Here is a 26047-nt window from a genome sequence, read left to right on the forward strand (position 1 = left end):
ATTGGTTCTTTTAGCATAGAAAATACAAAGTAACTGACAACTATGACTGAGCTTGAGTGAATGAGCGAGAAACCCATATAAATTTCAGGCAGATTGTGGACTCAATCTACTTATAGTGTGTTGTGTAAGCTTACTGAGCCTACATCAAGCGTTGATCTATATATATATAGATGATTTGCTTGAAGGGATGATGGGCTATCGCTTCTCAAAAACTGTTCAAGTCAATTATTTCTTCTTTAACGGTTTCAGCAGTTTACTTGTGACTCCCTTCTCATGTTTCAAAGTGTAAACACCGTGAGCATGCAATACTCGATACCACAAACCCGCTTGCACTCCTGTAGAAAGCATTTTCCCAACATTTGTTTTGGCGGTTTTAAACTGATCTGGTGTTAATTTATTTCCGTATAAATCACGTACAATGGCGTCAATATGAAAGTGCAAATCCGGTCGCCGGCGCATCAAAATTAAGATGGCATTTTGTATGGAGTATTCTTGGAATTCACGCAATAGAGGTAGAGTTCCAGGTTTTCTGGGGACACTCAATTTGGGAATGTCAGAGATATCTGGTTCTTCTTGTGTAGAAGTAGTCAAATCAGTACTTGGGATTGAGGTAGATTGTGGTGTGGTTAATGAAGGATTTGTCTTATGTTCAAATTCTTGTTCAGTTTCTAGTTCTTCGTCTAGAGTCTCTAGTTCTTCTTGATCAACAGAGTGAGTTCTATCTTCCAAGAGCACCTGCACAGAAGATTCGGGCAGACGCTTGTAGGTATGATTAATTTTCTCTTCTAGAACATACTTTGGTATTAGGGCTTCTAAGGCGTGGATCTGATTCCGAATGAAAGACAGACGACGCTCTAAATCAGCAGCTTCTAGGACATAGCGATCTCGCTCTGCTTCGAGTAACCTAAGAATCTCAGATAAATCAGCCATAGCAATTTCGTTTTCTTTGAAAGGAATAAACAGTGGAAAGTAAGGAAGTTTTTGTCAAGGCTCACGTTCGCATCATTAAGCAGAGAGTCTATCGTTTTGTTTGTAAAGGATGCAATAAAGTGGTAGAACGCACTTGTTATCCTTCAAGACCCTTGTTTTGCGATCGATGTCGACCACCAAAAATTCATGCCTCTAAAGGTCAGTTGGCGGTAACTAAAGGTAAATCAAAGACTTCGAGCAAGTCAAGCAAAAAAGCAAAAACACGTTAATACCAATGTAGTGTAATCAGTGTTTACGATAGGCTCTCCCATATCTAAACTAAATTCCATTCGGTAGCATTGGTGTTAAGGTTATCAAAACTCAACTTTCCTGACTTTGTCTAAATTGGATAGAGGTCTTTACCGGAGAAGGTAGAATACACTGCTGTGTATCCCTTCTCCAAAAAACTATATACAGATGTTTCACAAAACTAAATTCAACCCCAGCAAAAATTTTACGACATAAAACTCTGAAGCCAAACTTCGTCTTCGTATAGATATCTTCAGAGTATAAGGTTGGCTGGAGTCGATAACAAGTATAAGCTAGGCAACTTCACATCAAGTAGATCCAAAAGTTACCACTCCGTCTTTTGTATGCGTATGTTAGACGTATTACTCTAGTTCTCGAAAATACCATATTTTCTGGTTTTTCGATTAATTTTATTTCTGCTATTCAATTTCCATCATGTCATCAAATCCTGTGATTTGTCCTTTTGGTAAGATCAAAAGCCGATCTATGTTTGCGTATAGAAATTCGGCAAACCCATCTAACTCAAGGCAAAAGTTAATATCCCCCCGTAAGTAAATGTTTGTATGTCTGGTAGCGCCTGGTGTGGGTACTGTACAAATTATCAGGTGTTGAGCGATCGCTTCTTCTCAAAAGAAGCTCTATTTGACCAATGCTTCACCTACTTGAGATCGGTTTATTTTTTGTCACTGTGAAGTAGATAGTTTAGCTCCATTGCTAACCACTGCTGAAAGATCTGATTTAAAACATCTTGATAGCTTTGGGCATTTAATTCCGCGGGGATAAACTCTTCAACCATCACAAGAGTATGTCCTTCCTTGGCTAAATGCGGGCCAAAGACCTGTCCTGCTCTTCCACTAAATATAGCTGTTGCTATAGTTGATTCTAAGTTCCAGCGATAAATCTTTCCTTCATAGCCAAACTGATGTCTGCGTCTTTCATCAATATCATAGAGATGAGCAGCTTCATAAAAGCTGATTTGATTTGCTTCAATTTGATATAAAACTTCTTTAGCAAGTCCTGCGGAAGGAACTACTAATTTATAAATCAAAGCTTGGTCAAAATCACTGGCATTTAAGTTGAAAAACATTTCAACTCCTAAAGCAAATAAATGATTAGCTAATTTTTGAGCCAGAAGGCGATTGCGAATACCAGTTTCCCAATCTTCTAAATCTATTATTTGATTTGCTAGCCAAATACAAATGTCTGAGTTTTTCTCCAAACGTATTTCACGATACAAACGAGCTTCCTCAGCTTGAATCTCAGCTTTAGTGACAATTAAACCTTTTTCATGAGCAGTAGTTTCAATAATTCTTTGATATAAAATTTTTTGACAGATTTCCTTTATTTGAAAATTTTGTTTGAGAAAGCTAACTATTTCATTTGCTTCTATAGGTATTCCAGAAAAATCCAGTGGATTATGTATCAGAGTCATAATTAATGATTGTAATTTAGAGACAATATAGTTAAATTCCTCACTTGTGATACCTCTAAAAAGGCAATATTATTAGATGAATTTTACAAGCTCTACAATTGCCAATCTCAATTAAACATTTACCATTGCAACAAAACAACCTCTTGGGAGAATCCAGGCCCTATCCCCACAACCAAACCATAGGCTCCCGGTGCAGGCTGTTCTTCAGATATAATTGCATCCAATGCATAGAGCACTGTGGGCGATGAAAGATTGCCCACTTCTGCTAAGGTTTTGCGGCTCAAGTTTAGGGCTTGCTCATCAAGACCAAACTCCTGTTCCAGAGGCTGGATCGCGCCAGGATGCACCATCCAGTAAGAAATTTGATCGATTGATATGCCGCAGTCTCCAAGCAGCCCATCAATGGCTTGGCGCAGTCCAATTTTTGTAAACTCGCCTACTACTGAAAGTTTCCAAATATTCCTGATGCCTGTGTCAACAATATCCATCCCTAAAACGTCTTCGGTATCGGGGATAAAATTTGACCGAGTGCCAATCACCTTAGGTCGTCCGGATTTGGCTAAGGGATGATCGCGACCAACCATCAACACAGATGTTGCTCCATCACCAAACGAGGCAGCAGTAAGGATTGTCGCAATGATTTGGCTATACAGGTGTGGTTTTTCTGGCAGACGAGCGATCATGTATTGTAAATCCCCCTGTAGAGAGCCTTGCCAGTAGAACGAGGCGACTTCTACAGCAAACAGAATTGCTGCTTCTTGAGGATGTCCCTGTAAATAATCTGCAACTGTGGATAAACCGATCGCCCCACCTCCACAACCCACACCACCTAGAGGTGTCCTTTTCAAATTCGGAGAAAATGGAATTCTGTTCATTAACCGAGCATCTAGCGAAGGAAGTGTTGTGGTAATACTAACGGAGGTAATCTGCGATACCTCCTTGGGGTCGAGGTTTGCTCGCTCTAGCAATTTACGCACAGTTATTTCACTCAAATCGACAGCGGCTGTGATTGCTGCCTTGGAACTCTCTTCAATCGTGGGAGGATCGTAGAAAGACTCAAGAGGCAGTGCAAAGTAACGGCCTTTAATCTTGATATCGGTAAAGAAATGGTTGATAGTATCTAAATCAAACTTCAAGAGCATATTCAAGCAGTACTTGCACACTAAATTGGCTAGTACTTCTTGAGAGTAGTAATTGGGGGGAAAGCCAGTAGATGTTGCAACAATGAAAGCCATAGTTGTTTCTAGGTAAAAGGCAGCTATGCTGGAGGCAAAAGGAAAAATTCTCCTCTACACTCCACACTTTATTTCCAAAACTGCTGAATTTCCTGAGCTATAACCTGCAATAGTAACTTGCGATCGCTCTCGCAAAAGAAATGGTCACCGGGAAACATATTCAGCTTAAATTGATTGGTCTGTTCGCTCCAGGCAGCCAGATCCTCTTGGCTTATTTTGGAGTCCTGCATTCCTCCGAAAGCATGGATAGGAAAATCGAGAGGCTTCTCGTTAACATATAAGAAGGTTTCTAAAATCGCAAAGTCTGCTCTGATAGTCGGCAAAAGCATTTGCATCAGTTCTTGGTTTTGCAAAACTTTGTCAGGGGTACCGCGAATTGTACGTAATATCTCTATAAAAAGAGGGTCAGGAAAACGGTGAATGAGAAAGCCTGTATCCAAAATCTGAGGTGCGCGGCTGCCAGAAACAAATAACATAATCGGAGAGGGTAAATCTCGTCTGCGGAGTTCACGGGCTAGTTCAAATCCGATCAGCGCTCCCACACTGTGGCCGAATAAGGCAAAAGGAATATCTAGATACGGCTTGAGCAGGGGTACTAATGTCTGAATTAGGGGCGAGAGGCGAGTAAATGGCGCTTCTTGCTGTCGGTTTTCTCGTCCCGGTAATTGGATCGGACAAACCTCAATTTCTGGTGGTAGCTGATTTGACCAAGTACTAAAAACTGAAGCACCAGCCCCAGCATAGGGAAGGCAAAATAGACGTAAGTAGGCTTTTGGATTTGAATGCAGATTGGCAATCCACAGATTCGCTGGAACCACTTCTTGCTCTGGATGTGCTGCGACATTAGTAGACTCAACACCTGAATCGTTAACTTTCTTCTCGACTAGCAGAAGAATTTGCATGACACACTGAGCAATATTAAGACCAGCGAAAATTTCTAGGGGAATAACTACATCTAAGTCTTTCTCGATTTGGTTTCTCAATTCCAAAGCCATTAAAGAGTCGAGTCCCAAACGATAAAGAGGCTGTTGTAAGTCTAGTTTAGCGGCAGACAAACCCGTCACTTGAGCAAATAGCGCGCTCATATAAGTCTCTAACAACTGAGTACGCTGTTCCTTTGATTTGACAGCTAAAAGCCGGGCGCGGCTTAAATTCAATCCTGCTTCTGGTTCAACAACAGCAACAGTTGAGGATTTGCGATCGCCCTTGCTAGTCTCAACAATCTGCTTTGGAATCTGGCTATAATCTTGTTCTAACCAGTAACGCTCTCGCTGCCAAGGATAGGATGGCAAAGACACACAGCGTTCTGCGGATGGATAAAGTCGGCTCCAGTCTATTGGGTAGCCTTGAGTATAGAGGACACCAAGTGATTCCAGCATGACGAATTTCTCCCCTTGTTGACGCCGCAAGGAAGGCAACACAATTCCCTTCCCAGAGCGAGCGTGCAGACACTGAGATATGTTCATACCAAGAACTGGGTGGGGACTAAATTCTACAAACAAGTTGTGCTGAGTTTGCACCAACTCGTCCACCGCCGCGGCAAAACAGACTGGTTCTCGGATGTTGCGTGCCCAGTAGGTAGCATCAAAATCCTGCCCTGGCTGTGCCTTACCTGTAACTGTGGAAATAATCGGAATTGAGGCAGTTTGGGGATTGATATCTTGGAGCGATCGCGTCAGTTCATCTTGATAGGGTTCCATCTGCGGGCTGTGGAAAGCATTATTTACCTGCAGCAACTTACAGAAAATTTGCTGCTCTTCTAATGAGCAGATCGCTTCCTGTAGTACTGTTGTCTCACCCGATAACACGATGGAGGTAGGACTGTTAATGGCAGCAACAGATAGACGTCCCACATACTGAGCCAGCAAACTTTCAAATTTATCTACAGACAGGGATACAACCGCCATCCGCCCTTGACCACTTGCTTGCTGCATCAAGCGGCTGCGATGAAAGACAACCCGCACAGCATCTTCCAAACTGAGAACTCCTGCGATATGAGCGGCTGCTACTTCTCCCAAACTATGCCCAACGACAGCAGTAGGCTCTACCCCCCACGATCGCCACAGGTTAGCTAAAGCAACTTGCAGGGCAAAAATAGCTGGCTGGGCAATCTCAGTTTCCTCTAAGCGGGACTTTGACTTATCAGCTGTTAGCTCTGCCATCAGCGACCAGTTAGTTAAAGGATAAAGCAGCACGTCGCACTGTTCAATCGTGGCTCGAAACAGTGGTTCACAGGACAAAAGCTCGCGCCCCATCGCCCACCATTGTGGCCCTTGACCGGAAAAGACAAAAACCAGCTTTTGATGGCGATTTTTTTGCTTGCGCCCGCAAGAAATACCAGTACTAGCTCCATCTTGTAAAAAAGCTGCTAGGGATTGAGTGAGTTCCTGATGATTGCTAAACACCAAAGCTAGACGGTGGTGGTGATGGCTGCGCCGGACACTGGCAGTGTAACAAATGTCTGCTAATGAGAGGGTAGCACCCAAACTAGGCGGTGTTAGAAACTCCTGGTATGCTTGTGCTAAAGATTTAAGGGCTTCTGGGCTGCGGGTAGATAGGGGTAGAAGATAGGCGGGGGAAAGCAAATCTTTCTCGCTCTCCTGCTCTTGAGGCATCTGGGGAGCCATCTGTAGAATTGCGTGAGCATTGGTGCCACCAAAACCGAAGGAACTCACTCCTGCTAGAGCCGGAGTGGGAATTAGGGGCCAGGGTTCTAGGAACTGCTGCACCCGCAGGGGAATTTTATCTAATGGAATATAAGGATTGGGCGTTTGAAAATGCAAGCTAGGTGGAATCTGGCGGTGTTGGAGTGACAGTGCCACCTTAATTAGTCCGGCAATACCAGCAGCGGCTTCCAAATGACCGATATTGGTTTTGACCGAGCCAACAGCACAGCGGCTGCTAGGGGGGCGATCGCTAGTTAAAACAGCTGCCAATGCCTCTGCTTCAATTGGATCTCCCAAGGCAGTACCCGTGCCATGGAGTTCAACATAGCCGATTTGATCTGGTGCCACCCTGGCGTTAGCTAATGCTTGGCGGATGACTGCCTCCTGGGAGGGGCCATTCGGGGCGGTAAGTCCGTTACTACGCCCATCTTGGTTAATGGCGGAACCCGCAATCAGTGCAATGATTCTGTCACCGTCTCTTTGTGCATCTTTGAGGCGCTTCAGCACCACAATTCCACAACCCTCACCCCGCACATAACCGTTAGCTCTAGCATCAAAGGTTTTGCAGCGTCCGTCAGGAGCCATCATCTGGGCTTGAGACAAGATAATTGTCAATTCAGGGCATAAAAGCAAATTCACCCCACCTGCCAAAACCAGGTTAGACTCTCCGCTATGGAGGCTTTGGCAAGCAAGGTGAACGGCTACTAACGATGAAGAGCAGGCTGTGTCAACTGTTATACTCGGCCCGCGAAAGTCAAATAGATAAGAAATACGATTAGCTGCAATACTTAAGGCATTCCCCGTACCTATATAGGCATTGCTGGGGACGGAACTGGCTTGCAGATGTTGCTGATAAAGCAGCTGCTGATAATCGTTAGTTGAGATGCCGATAAATACACCTGTATTGATGCGGGCTAGCTTTTCTGGCACCTGAGCAGCATTTTCTAGAGCCTCCCATGCTACTTCTAGCAATAGCCTTTGCTGGGGATCGATGTAACTTGCCTCTTTTGGTGTAATTCCAAAGAATTGAGCGTCAAACCGATCCACCTGCTCTAAAAAGCCACCCCAGCGAGTATTCATTTTTCCAGGGCTACCTGGGTTAGGGTCGTAGAAAGCATCTACATCCCATCGTTGTGGAGGCACAACAGTGATCGCATCCACTCCATTACACAAAAGTTGCCAAAATGCTTCTGGATTTTGAGCGCCGGGAAAACGACAGCCAATACCAATAATTGCGATCGGTTCCATGCCCTACTCCTCCTTTGGTGTGGCAACTTCAGTTTCCTCGGCTAAACGCTCGGCTAGGGTTGCAATCGTGGGATAGTTCCACACTATGGTCGGAGATAGTGATCGCCCCAGCCATTTCTCAAGCTTGTTCAAAAGAGCCAATGCTTCATTTGAATCCAAATCGTAGTTGTCAAAAGGTAAATCAATATCTAACTCATCCGGTTCAATATTCAACCGCTCAGAAAGCTGAAAAACTAACCAGTTTTGAATTGCTTCGGCAGTTTGAGACTGTTGAGTAGAATTATTCATCCGTGGACTCCTGATTGAAGAGGGACTGGGCAATAGTGGCTGTAGTACGCTGGCATTTGTAGTCCCTGAATTTTCAAACTTTGCAGCCGATATAAAAATGCAGATCCAGTCATAATATGGTGAGCAACATCAACTACCCTCCGATTATTCGGTTCGGCTAGGTAAGAACCCTTCACCCAGTTATTAAAAGCACCCATAGCCGGGCCACACCAAATTTGGTAATCCATCTCCCGTCCTTTCTCTCCCAAAATTGACCAACGGGATGATAAGCCCAGATACCAACGGAAAATTAAAGCCATTTTTAGCTTGGGATTATTGGCGGCTTTGGAGATTTTATCGGGATTCCGTTTGGATAAATAAGTCAAAGTTTCTTCCCAAACAGATTCGAGGCTGCTTTTAAAAATTTGTTTTTCTAATTTCTCTGTTTCGTGACTGGGAATATCTTCAATTGCATCATAGCTTTTGTAGAGATCGAAAAGTTTTTGAGCGCGGATGGGAAAAAGCGTTCCTCTTTTGAGGACTTGAAGTTTTACGCCCATTTCAAACATATCTGCTGCTGGAGCCATCATCACGTCTGCCATATCGGCTTGAGCCAATAGTTGTTTCGTATGCTCAGAAGTTCCGGCTTCAAGACAAGACTGATTAATAGAGCCAGTGACAACATAGGCAGCACCCATCATAAAGGCAGCTAAAGCTGATTGGGGAGTGGCAATTCCTCCTGCTACTCCGACTCGCACGGGATTTGGGTAACAGTATTTACTTTGAATTTCATCTCTTAATTCCAGGATGGAGGGCAACAGACAAACTAAAGGACGATTATCTGTATGACCGCCAGAATCTGCCTCCACTGTGATATCGTCGGCAATAGGAACTTTGGCAGCTAAGATTGCCTGCAACTGTGTAATTAAACCTTGTGCGACTAATTGTCTAAGAATTTCTTTAGGCGCGGGTTGGAGAAATTTGGTTGCGAGTTCTCTTCTAGAAAGCTTGGCAATAACTTTGTTTTTAATTTCTATTTGATTGGCTGAATTAAGATTCAATCCAGCAGCTCTGTAATAAATAATGTTAGGAGTTAAATCCAAGAAAGCAGAAGCTTCTATTGTTCTGATGCCATATTGGAGATATAAATCAACCGCAGCACGTTCAATGGCAGGTTCACTGGGACTGTGAATCAAATTAAAAGCAAATGGCCCTTTTGGTAAAGCCTGTTGAATACGATGAATAGCTGTTTCGAGCCGGGAAAGACTTAAACCGCCAGCGCCAAAGGAACTCAATATACTCTCTTTGCCTAGAGCGATGACGAGTTCTTCAGAAGCGATACCATTAGCCATTGAACCACTAGCGTAGGCACACTTCACACCATGAAAGTCTAGGAAAGCGCGATCGCCTAACTGTTGAATTACTAATGGTGGAACAGTTATCAGTACTTCTATCTGCCCGTTTTTACTATGTTCTTGAGAATACACAATTCCTTCATTAGTTGCACCGAGATGTCCTTCCGCTTTCAGAATGTGACAAGGTTTATCTATGTTCAGCAATTTAGATTTTATACCTGCTTCATCAAAAGATATTAAATTTAATGAACCTTGCCAGTATAGTTTGTGACTATAATAGTCAGGAACTTGAAGAAAATTATCATTTTTACTTTTTACCGCTTCCGTACCAATCACGGTTTTTAGTCCTCCAATATGAGTGAATAAATTTTTTGTTCATCAAATATTTGAAATAGCAATACATTTTGCTAGTTATATAATTTCCAGCAGTTATTTATTTTCAGAATAATTATTGTTGATTTCATTTAAATTTTGTTGATTCATTAATTGTTGTGAGTAAGCAAGTTGCAGTTGAATTATTTTGCCAAGTTGCTTTGAAAATTCCTGTTGAGTTTGTAAAAAATTAGTATGAGCTTTATGGAGGCGAGAAATGTTTGCGCTCAACTTTTGAAACTTATTCAGAATCGACTGACTTAAACGAGAAGTTTCTTGTACCGGACTATACAATGGTGATAAATCTAAAGAAACTTGATGACTAAGAAGCTTTGCTAGCGCTCTCACAATAGAAGTATGCTCGTCTACGCCTCTTTTATTAAGGGATACTGCTAGATGCTCTTGATGTTTAAGATTTTCACTAATCCATCTGGAACAAGTGCTGCCAGCCCCTACTTCTATGAATATTCGAGCGCCATTCTCGTAAACTTGATTAATTAACCGAGGAAAATCAAGTTGCTGACACAGACATTTAGCAATATTTTGACCGATGGAATTACTGTCGAGGGTGATGGGTTGGTATTCTGCTGCGGAATAAAAAATGGTATTTTGTACATTTTGGATAGGTAAAGTGTTTAATTTGACAATTTCATCGTATTCAGAGCGTATTGCCTCGCAATGAATAACATAATTGAAAGGAGCGCGAAAAGCATCGCAATTGAGCGTTTCAATTATTCTCTGGCAGACTTGGGCATCACCGGCGATCGCTACTTCTTGTGGAGTATTAATGAGAACCAAATAAACGTGATTTTCATGTTTGAGAGCCTCTTTAACGAGGGATACCGGACAGATGAGAATATAGGTGTCCCAAATCTCAGAGCCTTCTCCATCCTGGATTTGAGGTAATTCCCAAAACTTGCGAACTGCATTTTTTGGCCCCGATAGCTGTGTTTTCAACAGAGGAGATGAGTTCAAGTTTTGACTGCCTTTATGAAAGTGAGTCCAAACGCCCTGAGCGAGGATCATGCTAATTTCGCCCAAACTATGCCCAAAGGCACAATCGGGCTGTAATTGGAAGTAATTCTTCATAATTGCGCTCAACAATCCAGCAACCCACATTTCTGATTCGAGCATTGCCACTGGATCATCTATCAATCGCTGTTCTAGAGCTTCCAATTGCCTTTTTGATAATTTATTCAGGCTTCGGGGATAGAGAATTTTTTCTATATCAGCGATGCGATTGTAAACGGTTTTAATGAGTGGATTGTCGTAAAGTTTGGGAAACAAGCGGAAGAGATTGCGGGCGATTCCTAGATAAGAACTGTAAGCACCAGGGTAAACAAAAGCAACAGTGCCTTTTTTACCTAGTGGTTTGGATGTAAAATAGCTACCTACAGGAGTTTGCCAGTCTTTGCCTGTATCAAAAGCATCGGCGACACCCCCAAGGGCACGCTGAATTTCTCGCATCAATTCATTTTGATTGCGCCCAACAATTGCTAGTACGTAAGTAGCTGGAGAGTTCTTTTGAAAAGCGGCAAAGGCAAGGCTGGCGGCAGTGGATAAACAAGAGCAATTTGCGATGGTTTGTTGTAAAGCATTCAACTGATCTAGTAGAAGCGATCGCTCGTTAGCAGCAAGTGGGAAAAGGTAGAAAGGCATTTGCTGTAAAGATCTGCTGCTGCGTTCTTTTTGAGTAGATTCTTCCGACAAAATTAAATGTGCGTAAGTCCCATCTAAACCTAGTCCGTTAATAGCAGCTATTCTCTTGGATGCTTTCTCTCCTTGTTCTAAAAACCATGGTTTTGATTCGGTAGCTACATAAAAAGGGCTATTTTGCCACAGTTGGGGCTTTTTAGGAGCAGTCCATTGGGGTACACCGGGTATGTAGCGGTGATACAAGCAGAGTGCAGTTTTAATTAAACTGGCTATTCCTGCGGCAGTGTAGGTATGACCAATATTAGCCTTGACACTGCCAATAGCACACTTTAAATCATCTCCAGCAGATTGATAAGCCTGCATCAATCCCTGAATCTCACACTCATCTTGTAACTGCACACCACCGCCAAAAACTTCTATATAATTAACGTCGTTAGGTTTAACTCCTGCTGCTGTAAAAGCCTTTTGACATACTTGCGCGACGGTATCAGCTTTTACTTTTTCTGAATTAGCAGATTTCTGTACAAAACTGATGGCATCAATCGCTGCATAGATGCGCTTTTGTTCTTGTTGAGCTGTATCCAAGCGCTTGAGAACAACGGTTCCAGCACCTTCACCTACCATACAACCATTGGCGTTTTGATCGTAGGAAAGGGTGTTTGTGCCCATATTGATTTTTGCTATTTGGTTTCGCCACAAAAAATTTTCCACTTTGCCAGCAAGCTCGACTGCACCGACAACAACAGTGTCTACTTCCTTGGTAGCAAGTAGGATTTGGGCAACTTCTAAGGCTTTGAATGCAGAATTTTCTCCCGCGTTAAATGTGAATGCAGGGCCAGTAAAATTCCATAAAGTGGAAATATAGTTAGCAGTGATGTTCCCAACATCACTCAAGTATTCACTAACGATTATTACGGCTACGTTTTCCCCTTTACTAACTTCTGCATCTTGAAGAGCGTGATCGGCTACCTTGAGAATCAATAATTGTTGTGGGTTGAGTTTTTCCACTTGCTCGGACGGTATTTTGATACGTAAAGTATCAATTTCAAAATCTTTGATGTATGCTCCCAGCGGTACTTTACCGTTTTCAAAGTTATGAGCTTGAGAAAACTGCTGCTGTTCTATTTTCTCCGAACGCTTGGAAGGGAGAGTAGTAAAATATTGGCTTCCTTGATAAATACCCTGTTCAAAAGCATCTAAGCCATTATAAAAGCCAAATAAGGCATCCATGCCTACAATCGCCAGATTTGTAGTTTTTAGTGACTCACAGTCTTTTATTTTTTCAAGTTTCTCTATATTCATGATGAATTTTATTTAAATTAAATAATTATTTTCTGATATCAATTTTATTTTTCTGAAAGCCTCACGTAGCTAGTTTTTATGTAATCATTTTGTTTTATTTTTTCTTTAGTAAGAATAATGCCTTTAGTACCATACATATATGAGTATACTTGTCCTTGAAGATTATATATTTTGATATCAGAAACTATAAAAATCTCTGTTTTAGATTTAATTTCTGCTGTGACGTAAAATTTTTCACCTACTGGAATAACTGCAAATTGTTCAAGTTTTTGCACTTGTGTTGGTAAACAAATCTGTTGATAAAAATGCTCTAACCAAATCAACACACAATGGATTTGTAAATCAGTAGTATAGGCATTGAGAGTTTGGATTTGAAAATTTCCTTGTTGTCTTTCTTCAAAGCCTTGCCAAAGACATTCCACAGTAATTTCTTTTAGATTAATATTTAAAACTCTTTTTACACCTTGAAAACAAGGGCCGTGAAATAATATTCCTTTACCATCTTGATAAAAATTATCAGCGAATTGAGTTTTAGTTGAATCAAATGCATTGCAATCAGGAGATGGAGGAATCTTTCTTAACAGCTTTACACAAGTAGTGTAATGATAATAATTGAGAGCTTTTCTAGCTTGATTTTTACTTAGTATTTTTGCTTCAAACTCTATTTCGCTATTGTTTTTAGTAATTTCTTGTAGTTCCAGAAAATACTCATCTGCTAAAGTTTCATTAAAAATAATTCCCTTCAAGAACTGGAAGTTTGTAAAATTAAAAAATTTATAGCCAGGATAGAGTTGTTCGCAAGTATTGGCAATCCATGACATTGCACAAGTAACAGGTAGAACTGGATAACCAGCAATCACGTGATCCTGCAAAAATGGATTAGCTTCTAGGGTTAATTTACGGCGAATACGGTATGTTTTCAGTTCAGGTTGTAAATCACTCACTGTTGGTAATATGGCCTTGCCCATAACAACTTGTACAGTTTCATGGTGGGCGGTATCTAGTTCTTCAACTAGCATTTGTGTTCCAACTTCGACAGGAATAATATCTATGTTGCGCTGTTGAAAAATATTCTTTAATTCTGGAGTTACCATACCAGTTTCCCAAGGCCCCCAATTGATGGCAACTACATGACAATCTGGATAATGTTGCTTGACAAGATGGGCTGATTTGTTCAAGATTTCATTGGCGATCGCGTAGTCAGATTGACCGCTATTTCCATAAAAACCGACTATAGAAGAAAACAGAATTAAATAATCAAGTTGGCTGATATCTACGCAAGAAAGTAGATTTTCTAAACCTTTTACTTTTGCTGCATATACTATTTCAAAATCTTGTTCTGATTTATTTTCAATTAATTTATCAGCTAAATTCCCTGCTCCGTGGATAATTCCTGCGATCACACCCATGCGCTGAACAGCAACTGCTAGCTTTTCTTGTAAGGCGATCGCATCAGTTATATCCACACTAATATACTCTGCTTGTCCTCCTAAACGTCCAATACTAGAAAGTGTTTTTTCTATTTCTCGACTAGATAAAATATTATTAAATAACTTTTGTACTGTCTTGGGTGTAGGTTTTTCTCCTAAAGCAAGAAGATATTCTGTAATTCGTTTTTTCAATTCCAATTCATCAAAACAATCTCTTGCCCAAATTGGTTCAATTTGTAATAATGAACGACCGAGTAAAATAAATTTGCACTGGTACTCTTCTGTTAGCTTGAGTACACATTCTCGCGTAATTCCTTTGGCACCGCCACTAACAAGAAAAACTGATGAAGAATTAATTTTGGCTTTTTTGCTCATACTTTTTCCTGATTAAATCAATGGTTCAGCAATTAGAGTGACTCGCCCGTGTTTGCTGTACCCAACTTCGGTAATTAAACGATTGGGATCGTGAAGTTCAGTAATGATATATTGTGCTGATTGTTCGGCACCAAAATTGGAACTTAAATCAATTGCCCGGCAAAATACTGGTTCCCATTCAAAGTTGAGAGATTTAGTTAATCCAAATAGCCCGGCACTGATGGCACCGAAGTTTACCTTTTGCGTTAAACCAAATGCTCCATCAAGATGATTAATGGTACAAAAACAACCGTATCCTTCACGTGCTGCTTGATTAAGCGATTTTTTGAGATATTTGGCGATGAGAAAAATATGCTTGACGATCGCCTTTTCCACTTCCAGATAGCGAATTCCTTCGTTTTGGCTGGCAATAAACAAGGGATTGAGATGAATGAAAGCGCCAATTGAGCCGTAGGTGTTGGCGATCGCTGTTAGCTGTTGTTTAAGATGCTCCTCGCTCATATCTTCAAGCACAATCCGAGTAATTTGTTCGGGTAAAGGCGTTTGTTTGGCGATCATGGATGGAGGAAAACCTAAAACAATGACTTTCCAGCCTCGCTCCGTCAGAGATTGAGCTAATTTAGCAGTCGTTAAGCTGCCATCATCGGTAAGCAGAGCAATGTAGTTTTTGCTGAAGGTGAAGTCCAAAAAATCTGGCTCAGGCAGAAATTTTAGTTTGGCTACATGGCGTAAAATATTGCAATCTAGACTTTTAGCGTTTTTTTTTCAGCCAAGCTGACTAGAGAAAGTTGCAGATACTCAACAATTTGAGCGAGAGTGCGCAGTTGTGAGAGTTCTTCAGGATTGGCTTTGGGCAAGTTGGGATATAACTCTTGCAGCACCCCCAGGATTTCGACACGTTTAATCGAATCAATTCCCAAATCTGCTTCCATATCCATTTCAAGCTCCAAGATTTGAGCTGGATAACCTGTCTTTTCGCTGACGACTTGAAGCAGAGTTTGACTGAATTTGGCAACATCAATAGTTAACTGGCTTGGGGGAGCGATCGCTTGCTTGTCTGCCTCTACAATTTCTGGAACTAACTCTAGGGCATTGCTAGCACTGGGATAGGAAATATTTAGATTGTGTTCACTGAACGATTGATCGTTTGGATTGACGGGAACATAACCAGAGGTGGGAACGCGGATATAATCTGATGATAAGTCATGAGCCGGACTTGATATTTCGCGTGCCTGTTCAAAATCAACCGTCGGGCTATGCATCATCGGTGCGAGAGTTTTGAGCTGCTCAACGATTTGAGCGAGAGTGCGTAGTTGTGCAAGTTCTTCAGGATTGGCTTTGGGCAAGTCGGGATATAACTCTTGCAGTGCCCCCAAGATTTCGACACGTTTTATAGAGTCAATTCCCAAATCTGCTTCCATATCCATTTCAAGCTCTAAGATGTGAGCTGGATAACCCGTCTTTTCGCTAACGACTTTAAGCAGAGTTTGACTAAATTCGGCGACATCTATATTTAACTGTGTTGAGGATGCGATCGCTACTGTTGACTCAAGCTGTATATGTTTGGGAAAGTCGCTTTTATGCCTGGCGGCAACTGCCACCATATTTTCCCGAACTTGATCGGAGCTATGATTAAAACCATTACTTAAAAATGGTTCTGGGCTGCTCGAATGTCCATTAGTAGGTATAGCAACCGATGGGTCTGCGGGCGGAACAGTACTATCCTGTTTGATAGGATCGTTTTCTTTGACTGTGGATATAATTGCAGGACTATCACGATTGCCAACATCTGAAACTTTAGAGTCGCTATTGATTAGGATCTCATACTGTTGCTGGATCAGTTGGCAGAAAGTTTTGGCATAATCCTTCTCATGCTTGAGATATTCTTCATGAATGCGTAGAGTTTCATCTTGATAAGCTTGAAACTTATTGATACTGCGTTCTGAACTTTCAAGTACAGCTAACTTTGTTTCTAATTGTTGCTGAGTAACATTTTCGTTTACAAACAATAAATTCTGCTGTTCCATTAACTGGCAAAAGGTTTTGCCGTATTCTATCTGATGGTTAAGAAACTGTTCGTGAACACGCAAGATTTCCTCTTGATGTTGATGGAATTGTTTGAGGCTAGACTCTAAGCTGGCTAAAATACTTTGGTAATTCAAATTTACTGTTGTTTGCATCTTTGGTTCAAGAGCTTGTGGGATAGAAATTGGTGTATCGGATGTAGACAAGGTTGAGATTTTAGCAGTTTCCATCTCAGAGGCAGTTTTTGGGGGTTTTACTTGATGCCCGTTTATTTGTGGATGTTCATTGCTGGTAAAAGGTGTTACAGAAGGCTGAGTAGTACTACGTTCAGATGTCAGCACTATGGAGTCAGTAGCAGTATTAACTTCTGTTTTACTGATCTGTAACTTGACTTGATGCCCATCCTGTAAAGCGTTTTCAAAAGCGATTTTCGTTTTTTCTGTTACATAGTTCGTACTGTTTAAACGCACACTCAACAGCTTATTGTCATCAGACTCAGGTATTTTCTGCGATCGCTGGTAAGGATCTAGGTTTTTTAAAGGTAAACCAGCTACACGCAAGTGTATGACGGCTTCCCTGAGTAGGCGATCGCTATCTTTTTGACTAGTGGCATTTAAGGCTACAGTTAGGTGGGGTTTGTCGCCAAGAGTATCTTTCACCAAGTTTGTTAAAATGTTCCTTGGCCCAAATTCAATAAATAAATAACCACCATCAGCATAGATGTTTTCTATTTCGTGCTGAAACCTTACTAAGTTGATTAAATGTTCTTTGAGAATATTTTTGATAGCTTGGGGTTGGGTAGGATAGCGTTTGCCTGTGACATTGCTGTAAACAGGAATCTTGGCATTTTTGAAGGTAACTGCTTCAATAGCTTGAGCGAAAGGTTTTTGTGCTCGACTGACAAGCGGTGTATGAAAAGCTGCCGAAACAGATAATAAAACAGTAGAATATCCTTGCTGATTCAAAATCTGCTGTACTTGGGCTATTTCCGATTTAACGCCTGCCAGCACCACCTGATTTTTGGAATTCAAATTAGCGATCGTAACTTGAGGGAAATTTTTTACTAATTGGTTTACCCCACTCACATCGCCCTTTACAGACAACATCACTCCCGCATCAAAATTAGGATCTTTGGGCATCGCCATAGCTTGACTTCTAGCTTTGACTAGAAAAAAATAATCTTCCTCACTTAAAACTTCGGCAGCCCAAAGTGCTGTCAATTCTCCAAAGCTATGCCCAGCGACAAAATCAGGTTTAAACCCGGCTTGTTGTAAAATTTTGTATAAGCCAACACTAAAAACTCCAATCGCGGGTTGAGCATATTCAGTACGCTGCAATACTTCGCTTTGAACTTGTCTTGTCGCAGCATCAAATCCAGGTGGAGGAAAAACAATGTCTGAAATCAGTGGCAAACCATCTTGATGCAAAAACCCGTTTATATAACTGTAGGCTTGTCGCAAGCAAGGAAAGTTAATAGCAAGTTCCCTGCCCATATTTAAATATTGCGAGCCTTGCCCTGAAAACAAAGCAACTACTTTTCCATTCAAAGCAATGCCAGTTTTGCGGTAGTAAATTCCTTGGGGCAAATTCCACGATTCACTTTCTTGATATTTGTTGAGCCAGTCAATAATAATCTGCAAGAAGTTGCAAGCTTCTGATAAAGAATTTGCGACAAACCCCACTCTCACATCAGTAAGAGGAATTTCTAGAGATTTACTAGATTCAATAAGTTCTAAATAACATCTATCTTTGGCACTAGATTGCAATTTTTGCAGAATATCTTCACATTGAATCAACAACTGCTTTGTTGTAGATGCAGACAACAGTATTGATTGAGGAGTGTTATGTAAACGGTAGGCACAATGCTGCTCACTTTCGTATTCTTCCATAACGACATGATAATTTGTGCCGCCAAAACCAAAAGAACTAACGCCCGCTCGTCTTGGCGCTCCCCCTTCGCTGCAAAGCCAGGGTTTAGTTTCTGTATTTAAATAAAAAGGTGAAGTTTCTATATTAAATTTCGAGTTTGGCTTGGTAATGTTAATTGTAGGTGGCAATACTTTGTGGTGTAGGGCTAGAGCAGTTTTGATTAGACTAGCTGTACCCGCAGCAGCTTTTGTATGTCCAATCTGTGATTTAACACTTCCAAGAGCAATGTATTGAGTTTTAGAGTTGTTTTCGCTAAAAAATTCTTTTAAAGCTGTAAACTCTGCTACATCTCCAGCCCTAGTACCTGTACCGTGCGCTTCTAATAAACTGACAGTAGCAGGCGAAAAAGCAGCGTCTTCATATGCATGACTTAATGCTCTCACCTGTCCTTCTGGGCGAGGTGCATAGATACTTTTATACCTACCATCACTAGAGGTGCCAATTCCTTTAATGACTGCATAGATTCTGTCATCGTCTCTTTGTGCATCCTCAAGACGTTTCAGTACTATCATGCCAATGCCTTCACCTAGCATCATCCCATCTGCATCATCATCAAAAGGTTTGGTATTCTGGCTTGGTGAGATAGCAGGTGTTTTGCTAAAACACATATAGGCAAGAATGGAGTTGTCGGTATCAACTCCTCCAGTCAGCATCATATCGCTGCGATATTCGCTCAACTCGCTCACAGCCATTTTGAGGGCACCAAATGAACTAGCACAGGCTGCATCCACCACACAGTTCATTCCCCCTAAATCTAGGCGGTTGGCAATTCGCCCGCTGACTACGTTAGCTAGCATCCCAGGGAAGGCGTTTTCTTCCCAATTCACATATGCTAGTTTCATTTTTTCGACGATTTTTTGAGTATCCTCATCAGATAGCCCACTACTTTTGAGAACTTTTTCCCAAATGGGATACTGTAATCTGCTACATAGTGGCACGCTAAGTTGCCTTGCCAAAGCCACACCCAGGATGACTCCGGTACGTTCTCGGTTAAACTGTCTAGATAAGCCGTAGCCTGCATCTTCTAGAGCTTGTTTTGCCACAACTAGACTTAGCAACTGCGAAATATCTGTAACTTCGAGAATATTGGGAGGAAGCCCAAATTCCATTGGATTGAAATCAACTTCTGGGATAAATCCACCTCTTTTACAGTAGGTTTTGTCAGGTGCTTTGGGATCTGGATCGTAGTAAGACTCCACATCCCAACGTGAGGAAGGTACATCGGTAATACAATCAATTTTGTGAAGAATTTTCTCCCAGTATTCCTGTAAATTTTTTGATTGTGGGAACAAACAAGCCATTCCAATAATGGCGATAGGACTTTTTTGCAACTGGGAATTGAGTTTTTTTATCTCCATTGATTTCTCAAGTCTCTTTTTTCTGATCTGGATAAGCTGGCTCAGAATCTTCTCACAATTGTTAACCTCTTGTTGCAGAATTTCTAGAGCAGCATCAATTTTAAAAGCAGTCATTTGAACATAGGGACTAGAAACTAGGGAAGAGTATTGTCATCCTTGATTGTGAGATTTTATCATGATTGAATTTGTGAAAAATAAGTTATATAGCTGATAATAAAAGCAAATAATTTCAGGAATATTATTCTGTTACTTATTAACTAATGACCAATGACTAATGACAACCTTAATTAGTTAATTGTATTAGTATTAATCAACCGTCCATCTTCCATTTGAATAATGCGATCGGCAATATCTAGAATACGATTGTCGTGAGTAACCATTAAAATGGCGCATTCTTGTTGTTTAGCAAGTTGCCGCATTAACTCTACAATATCTCTACCTGTTTTACTATCTAAAGCTGCGGTAGGTTCATCAGCCAAAATTAATTTGGGATGGCTTACTAAAGCACGAGCAATGGCTACCCGTTGCTTTTGTCCTCCTGAGAGATAGTGAGGGTAGTAATTCATGCGATCGCCTAATTTTACAGCTTTGAGTATGGCTTGTGATTTATAGCGGGCTTCTCGTTCAGAAATTTCTTTATGCAGTTCAAGTGAAATTTGGACATTCTGTCTAGCTGTTAAAAACTCTAGCAAGTTGTGAGCTTGAAAAATATAGCCAATATGGCGACGTATTTGTACTAATTTGTCATTACTAGCGCCATTAAGCTCTTGGTTTAAAATTTTAATGCTTCCCTCTTGAGGAGAACGTAAACCGCCAATTAATGTTAGTAAAGTGGTTTTTCCTGACCCTGATGGCCCTGTCATAATTATAATTTCTCCGTATTTGATTTTCAAATTGATGTTAAATAAAGTTTGATGACGTAATGGTTGCTGATCGAAGTAGTAATTAAGATTATTAATATTCACAACATATTGGTTTAGCATTGGTTGCAAAAGTTTCATATATAAAATTAGAAAATATCGGCTGGATCTGCCGCCCTTAATTTATTCATGGCAAAAAGTCCAGAAATTGAACACATTAATATTGTTGCTATTAAAACGATTAAAGCTTTGTCAACACTCATAAAAACTGGTAAATTAGTAACGTTGTTAGCCAAATTATATATTTCCAAAGTAATTGCAAATCCTGGAATATAACCTAAAAATGCTAAAACTAAAGATTGTTGAAATACTACACCTAATAAATAGTTATTTTTAAATCCAATTGCTTTGAGAGTTGCATATTCAGCCAAGTGATTGGAGATGTTACTATAAAGAATTTGATAAACGACGGCAATACCGATCGCAAATCCCATTGTCACCATTAAACTAAATACAAAACCAATGGGTGTTCGTCTAGACCAAAAATCTTTTTCAAAGGTGATAAATTCTTGACGATTAAAAATTTTGACGTCTTTAGGTAAATAGGCTGACAAATTTGCAGAAACTTGTTGAATATCAGCACCAGGTTTAAGAATTACCAAACCTATGTCTATTTCTCCTGCCCGACGTTCTTGAAATGTCCTTAAAAAAGTTGAATAACTCATAATTAAATTGCCATCAACTCCAAAGGAAGGGCCTTGAGTAAATAAACCTCCAACTTTTACTCTGTAACCTATTGATTTGTTATAACCAAATATCTCAATAATTACAAGTTTACCTTGCTCGAATTTTTCAGCGATCGGGCCGAATTCAAACCGAGATAATCGGTCAAATAAAACGACATCAGGAAGTTGTATTGACTGTAGACTTTGGTTAACTTCTGCTAAATTTAGAATTGGTTTTCCGGGGTCAAAGGCAATAACATAAATTGGAAATTTACGCCCATCAATAGGATTTTTTAGTTTAGCAAATTGCAGATATAAAGGGATAACTGTTTCTACACCCTTAAAGCCTAAAGCTTGATATAAACGAGGACGAGGAAAACTGTGCTGAGAGGTTAAAGAATTATATTGAGAACTGATTAAAAATAGATCTCCTCGTAGATTTTGATGTAAATATGTAGCACTTGTGTACAGAGCATCTTGTACACCTAGTTGTACAAACAGAAGAATGACAATAAAAGCGATGCCACTTAAAGTCACCAGAAAGCGAACTTTTTGGTGGGCTAGTTGTAGCCACGCTAAGGGAATCTTGAGAATCATTGTTCAAGTCTTTAAGGATGATGAATTTTGCTCACGCAGAGCCGCAGAGAGTAAGAGCTTTTTTAGATGTGAATCATTACTTGCACCTGTAAGTTTGTTAGTCTGGCAACTCGCTGGCTATCTTCTGGATCAGAAATCCGAATTTTGACTTCAACTACTTTTTGATCGGTGTCTGCTAGTGGATTAACATCGAAGACATTTTGTTTGCTAACTTGTAAACCAATCTGGCTAACTGTTCCTTGTAATTTGCCTGGAAAGGCGACGCTAGTAATGGTAGCCTGTTGACCTATCTGTACTTTTTTGATGTCTGTTTCATAGATTTCTGCTACTACATACATCTGATTGGTTTTACCAATATTGGCAATGCCCTGGTTACTGACGATTTCTCCAGCGCGGGTGTGAATTTTCAGAACCTTGCCATTGATTGGAGAGCGCACGTAGGCTAAATTGTAGTCTGCCTGGGCTTGTTGAACTTGGGCGATCGCATCATCAACTTCTGCTTGAGCTAATCGCACATCTTCAGGGCGCACTTCTACAATTCGATTGAGAGTGGCTTTTGCTTGAGCGATCTGCTCTCGATAGCTTGCTACAGTACGCTTGAGGGTTGCTTTGGCTTCTTTAAGCTGCTGTTGAGCTGTTTGCATTGGCAGTCTTTTGCTATCTCTGGCAGAGGCTGAAATTGCCCCAGTTTGGTATAGCTCCTCATAGCGTCGATTCTCTGCTTCGGCATTGCTTAATTCGGCTTCTAAACGGGCGATCGTTGCTTGCTGGGCAGCAATTTCTCCACGCGATTCCGCTTCTAGGCGAGCGATCGTTGCTTGTTGAGCAGCAATTTCTCCTGTTTGAGCTCCTGCTTTTACCTTTGCTAGACGCGCTTTGGCAATTTTGACTTGTTGCTTGGCTCTATTTAAGGCAGCTAGGCGAGATTCATAAGTATCTAAAATTGCCACGACTTGTTCTAATTGCACCTTCTCTCCTTCCTTCACCAAGATTCGCTTCACTCGTGTACCTTGAATTGAAGTAGGAGCAGATAGATGAATAACTTCTCCTTCTGGTTCTAAACGCCCTAAGCCTGTAACAGCAATCATGGCAGGGTTGCTCTTTGAGGCAACTGGTGGAGAATTTTTAGAACTAAATCGAAATAGTAAAAGATTGGATATACCTATACCAGCTACTAAAATTATAAGCAACTGAGCTAGACGTTTTATTAATGATTGGTTTTCGTTTTGTTCCTTAATCATTGCTTCTTTGGTTAGCAATATCGCAGAATCTATCGGATCTCAATTTTGCGAAGCAGCAATTGGCTAAACAACGATTGACACAGAGCTGATACATATTGTTGTGTAATAGTTTGAATTACTAAAATTAGGTTTTTGCTGCTGATGATTCAGCTTCAGGTTACAATTCAATCAAAAATTGATGATTAGCTAGCTACTAATTAATATAGACACTGATTTCGTTAGTTCATATGGCATATTTACCCAATAAATTAGGTATGATTACGTATATTTACGCTAATTAGCCAATAAATGATAGATACATACGATAAATAGATGAAATTGAAAATTTACCTATATAAAATACCCAGCTTCTCTGAGAAACTGAGTATCTATATTTTGAGATTATTTATGTTAATTTGTTTATGAGTACTTATTAGAATATAAATAAAATATATACTAAATTATTAGTTTTATATAGTTTTTATTTTAAATTAATTATCTTAATTTTGACTTACAGATAGTAACAGATAGTATATGCAGGAGTTCAAGACCTCCATTAAACAAAATCCTATCTGGAGAAGACAATAAGTAATCAGTAATCAATGATTAATTAAATTATTTTTTCTAGCAAAATGCACAAGTTCCACACGATTATTAGTTCCCGTCTTACCTAATAGATTACTGACGTATTTTTCTACAGTTCGACGACTGAGATACAGACTAGTAGCAATTTGGGAATTTGATTTGCCTTCTGTCAAAAACTTTAAAACCATTCTTTCTCTGCGAGTTAAAAAGATTTGCTCTATTGAATCGACGGGAGGAATATATTCTTGATTGTTTAAGTAAACCTGATATGTTGTATCTACTGAAGAAGTTTGCCTTTCCATGCTTTGTTGCTGCATACCTAAGCGCCACTCCCACAGCATTAATTGCGATCGCTCCAGTAAGTTGCGGACTATAGCATACAGTTCATTTAATTCAAATGGTTTGGGCAAACACGCATCTCCCCCTAGCTGATAGCCTCGAATTCGCTTTTCTACATCCACTCGTGCTGTTAAAAAAACTACAGGTAATATACGAAATTTCGGATGCTGACGCACCCAGCGAATTAATTGGTAATCATCCAACTCAGACATAGTAATATCAGTGACAATCAAGTTAGGATGATACTCTTCAATGATATTTAATGCCTCTTGACTGTCTCCAGCAGTAATAACTGAGTAACCAAACTTCTCCAGAGAAGAACTAGCTTCATAACGAATTGTTGGATCGTCATCAACAACAAGAATTAATAATGACATAAGACAAAAAGCTTTTCTGGCTAATTTGGCATTGCGAATGATGAAATAGTCGAAGTCAAAAGTTTCAGCATGAAGCCATCCAATGTTCTACTTAGTTCAATTGCACCGCCCGCCAGTCATTTAACGACTCCAAGTCTCTAAAAATACTCAAATTTTCTAATCATTGGCTGCTGCTTTATTACCTAAAAGTACAAAAAAAGGATTATACATTACCCCATAAACTCAATATATTGAATCAGCCCCATATTGTTGCCAACTATTGTTCTGTTTATCAACACCAAAAAAGAATAGTCTGTTACCTAGATGAATTAGGGTAGGTTTACCTTAACTTTAGATTGGGTAGCATAGATTTTCAAAATTTCCTGTACCATACGAAGGACTCGCAATGTTCAGCCCATTTAAAATACTAGAACTTGCCAGCCTAACCTTTTGTGTGTAATTATATGACGACTGTAAAAATATAACCAAACCACCAATGGAGCAGCTGCAAACTGAACTCCATAAAGTTACAACAGTTCTCGATCGCCAAAAAATTCAAGCAGAGTATCAAGCTCAAAATGAATTCTTGGTAGTAGAAAATTTTCTGCCTCAGACTATCCTCGAACAGTTACTAGCTCTACTGCCATCTTTACAACCTGCTATTAACCGCAACTACATTCCCAACCATAAAAAGGGCGGTAGTATCAGCAAATTCAGTCTAGATAACCTAGCTCCAACTTTTGGCGAGTTGTATCGACTGCCTGTCTTAGTTGAGTTCTTAAAGCAAATCACAGCAGAAGAACTTCTTTTCTGTCCCGATACCGATCCCCACGCTTACGCTTTGTACTACTATACCGAGCCAGGGGATCATATCCAGTATCACTACGATACCTCGTATTATCAGGGAAAACGCTACACGGTGTTGCTCGGCTTGGTTGATCGCTCAACAAGCAAGTTGGAATATCAACTTTACCGCAACATACCTAATCGGGAGACACAGACGCGATCGCTAGCATTAACTCCAGGCACGCTTGTATTATTTAATGGTGACAAACTATACCATCGAGTTACACCTCTAGGTAATAATGAAGAGCGCATTGTCTTGACTTTGGAGTATGTCACCGATACTCGCATGAGCACGCTGAATCGTTTTGTCTCCAATATGAAAGATGCGATCGCCTATTTTGGTTTTCGTCAAGTGTTTCGCTCTTCATAGGAAATTAGACTTGTCACATCACCTCTGCCGCAATTCCTCTCGACACTGAACCCTATCGGGTTCAGTGTCGAGAGGAATTGCGGGGCAAAAACGAAACGCCTCTTGACTAAATCAAACCTGCGGTTTGACAGGGAGAGAGGCAGTTGAGTTTTTGCCAAATAAGTCTTTGATACAACACGACTATTTTGATGTATTATGTTCATCTGTGATTAGGTCGAAGTCATGGAACAAGTGCTGACGCTAGTTTGCAAACTCAACCCCTCTCAAAAACAGGTAGAAGA

At 40.4% G+C, this 26047-nt stretch carries 15 protein-coding genes; 1 reads left to right on the top strand and 14 read right to left on the bottom strand.

Going from position 1 to position 26047, the window contains the following annotated elements; genetic code table 11:
- Positions 1–225: 225 nt before the first annotated feature.
- From UYC_RS0114655 to UYC_RS0114715, 14 genes are all read right to left on the bottom strand, one after another.
- Positions 226–930 carry a hypothetical protein gene (locus UYC_RS0114655; protein ID WP_016872859.1) on the bottom strand — a complete coding sequence of 235 codons (705 nt, stop codon included), beginning with the start codon at positions 928–930 and terminating at the stop codon, positions 226–228.
- A 961-nt stretch (positions 931–1891) separates the two neighbouring features.
- Positions 1892–2650: a peptidylprolyl isomerase gene (locus tag UYC_RS0114660; RefSeq protein ID WP_016872858.1), complete on the bottom strand. Its 759-nt coding sequence runs from the start codon at positions 2648–2650 to the stop codon at positions 1892–1894.
- 119 nt (positions 2651–2769) lie between these two features.
- The gene (locus UYC_RS0114665; RefSeq protein WP_016872857.1) at positions 2770–3885 is read right to left on the bottom strand and encodes a type III polyketide synthase; all 1116 of its coding nucleotides are present in this window, start codon (positions 3883–3885) and stop codon (positions 2770–2772) included.
- A gap of 68 nt (positions 3886–3953) precedes the next feature.
- Complete coding sequence (locus UYC_RS0114670; RefSeq protein ID WP_016872856.1) at positions 3954–7799, bottom strand: type I polyketide synthase; 3846 nt, start codon at positions 7797–7799, stop codon at positions 3954–3956.
- A gap of 3 nt (positions 7800–7802) precedes the next feature.
- Entirely contained in the window at positions 7803–8087 is a 285-nt protein-coding gene (locus tag UYC_RS0114675; RefSeq protein ID WP_016872855.1) for an acyl carrier protein, read from the bottom strand.
- Positions 8084–9754, bottom strand: a complete 1671-nt coding sequence (locus UYC_RS0114680) for a PfaD family polyunsaturated fatty acid/polyketide biosynthesis protein (protein ID WP_051039345.1) — start codon at positions 9752–9754, stop codon at positions 8084–8086. The genes UYC_RS0114675 and UYC_RS0114680 overlap by 4 nt, the downstream gene beginning before the upstream one ends.
- Positions 9755–9850: 96 nt before the next feature.
- Complete coding sequence (locus tag UYC_RS0114685) at positions 9851–12751, bottom strand: PfaB family protein (RefSeq protein ID WP_016872853.1); 2901 nt, start codon at positions 12749–12751, stop codon at positions 9851–9853.
- Between the two features lie 44 nt (positions 12752–12795).
- Positions 12796–14556, bottom strand: a complete 1761-nt coding sequence (locus UYC_RS0114690) for an SDR family NAD(P)-dependent oxidoreductase (RefSeq protein ID WP_016872852.1) — start codon at positions 14554–14556, stop codon at positions 12796–12798.
- A gap of 12 nt (positions 14557–14568) precedes the next feature.
- Positions 14569–15243, bottom strand: coding sequence for a Rossmann-fold NAD(P)-binding domain-containing protein (locus tag UYC_RS40195; protein ID WP_081588129.1), 675 nt, complete (start codon positions 15241–15243; stop codon positions 14569–14571).
- Between the two features lie 56 nt (positions 15244–15299).
- Positions 15300–19868: a polyketide synthase gene (locus tag UYC_RS35570; protein WP_321164257.1), complete on the bottom strand. Its 4569-nt coding sequence runs from the start codon at positions 19866–19868 to the stop codon at positions 15300–15302.
- 287 nt (positions 19869–20155) lie between these two features.
- Positions 20156–20851, bottom strand: coding sequence for a DevA family ABC transporter ATP-binding protein (locus tag UYC_RS0114700; RefSeq protein WP_026087321.1), 696 nt, complete (start codon positions 20849–20851; stop codon positions 20156–20158).
- Between the two features lie 26 nt (positions 20852–20877).
- On the bottom strand, positions 20878–22050 hold the full coding sequence (devC, locus tag UYC_RS0114705; protein WP_016872850.1) for an ABC transporter permease DevC: 1173 nt from the start codon (positions 22048–22050) through the stop codon (positions 20878–20880).
- 62 nt (positions 22051–22112) lie between these two features.
- Positions 22113–23291: an ABC exporter membrane fusion protein gene (locus UYC_RS0114710; RefSeq protein WP_016879561.1), complete on the bottom strand. Its 1179-nt coding sequence runs from the start codon at positions 23289–23291 to the stop codon at positions 22113–22115.
- Positions 23292–23869: 578 nt separating this feature from the next.
- Entirely contained in the window at positions 23870–24571 is a 702-nt protein-coding gene (locus tag UYC_RS0114715; RefSeq protein WP_016872848.1) for a response regulator transcription factor, read from the bottom strand.
- Positions 24572–25046: 475 nt separating this feature from the next.
- Between UYC_RS0114715 and UYC_RS0114720 the strand changes: the two genes are divergently transcribed.
- The gene (locus UYC_RS0114720) at positions 25047–25766 is read left to right on the top strand and encodes a 2OG-Fe(II) oxygenase family protein (RefSeq protein ID WP_016872847.1); all 720 of its coding nucleotides are present in this window, start codon (positions 25047–25049) and stop codon (positions 25764–25766) included.
- Positions 25767–26047 lie beyond the last annotated feature (281 nt).

This window comes from Chlorogloeopsis fritschii PCC 6912, assembly GCF_000317285.1.
Lineage (GTDB): Bacteria > Cyanobacteriota > Cyanobacteriia > Cyanobacteriales > Nostocaceae > Chlorogloeopsis > Chlorogloeopsis fritschii.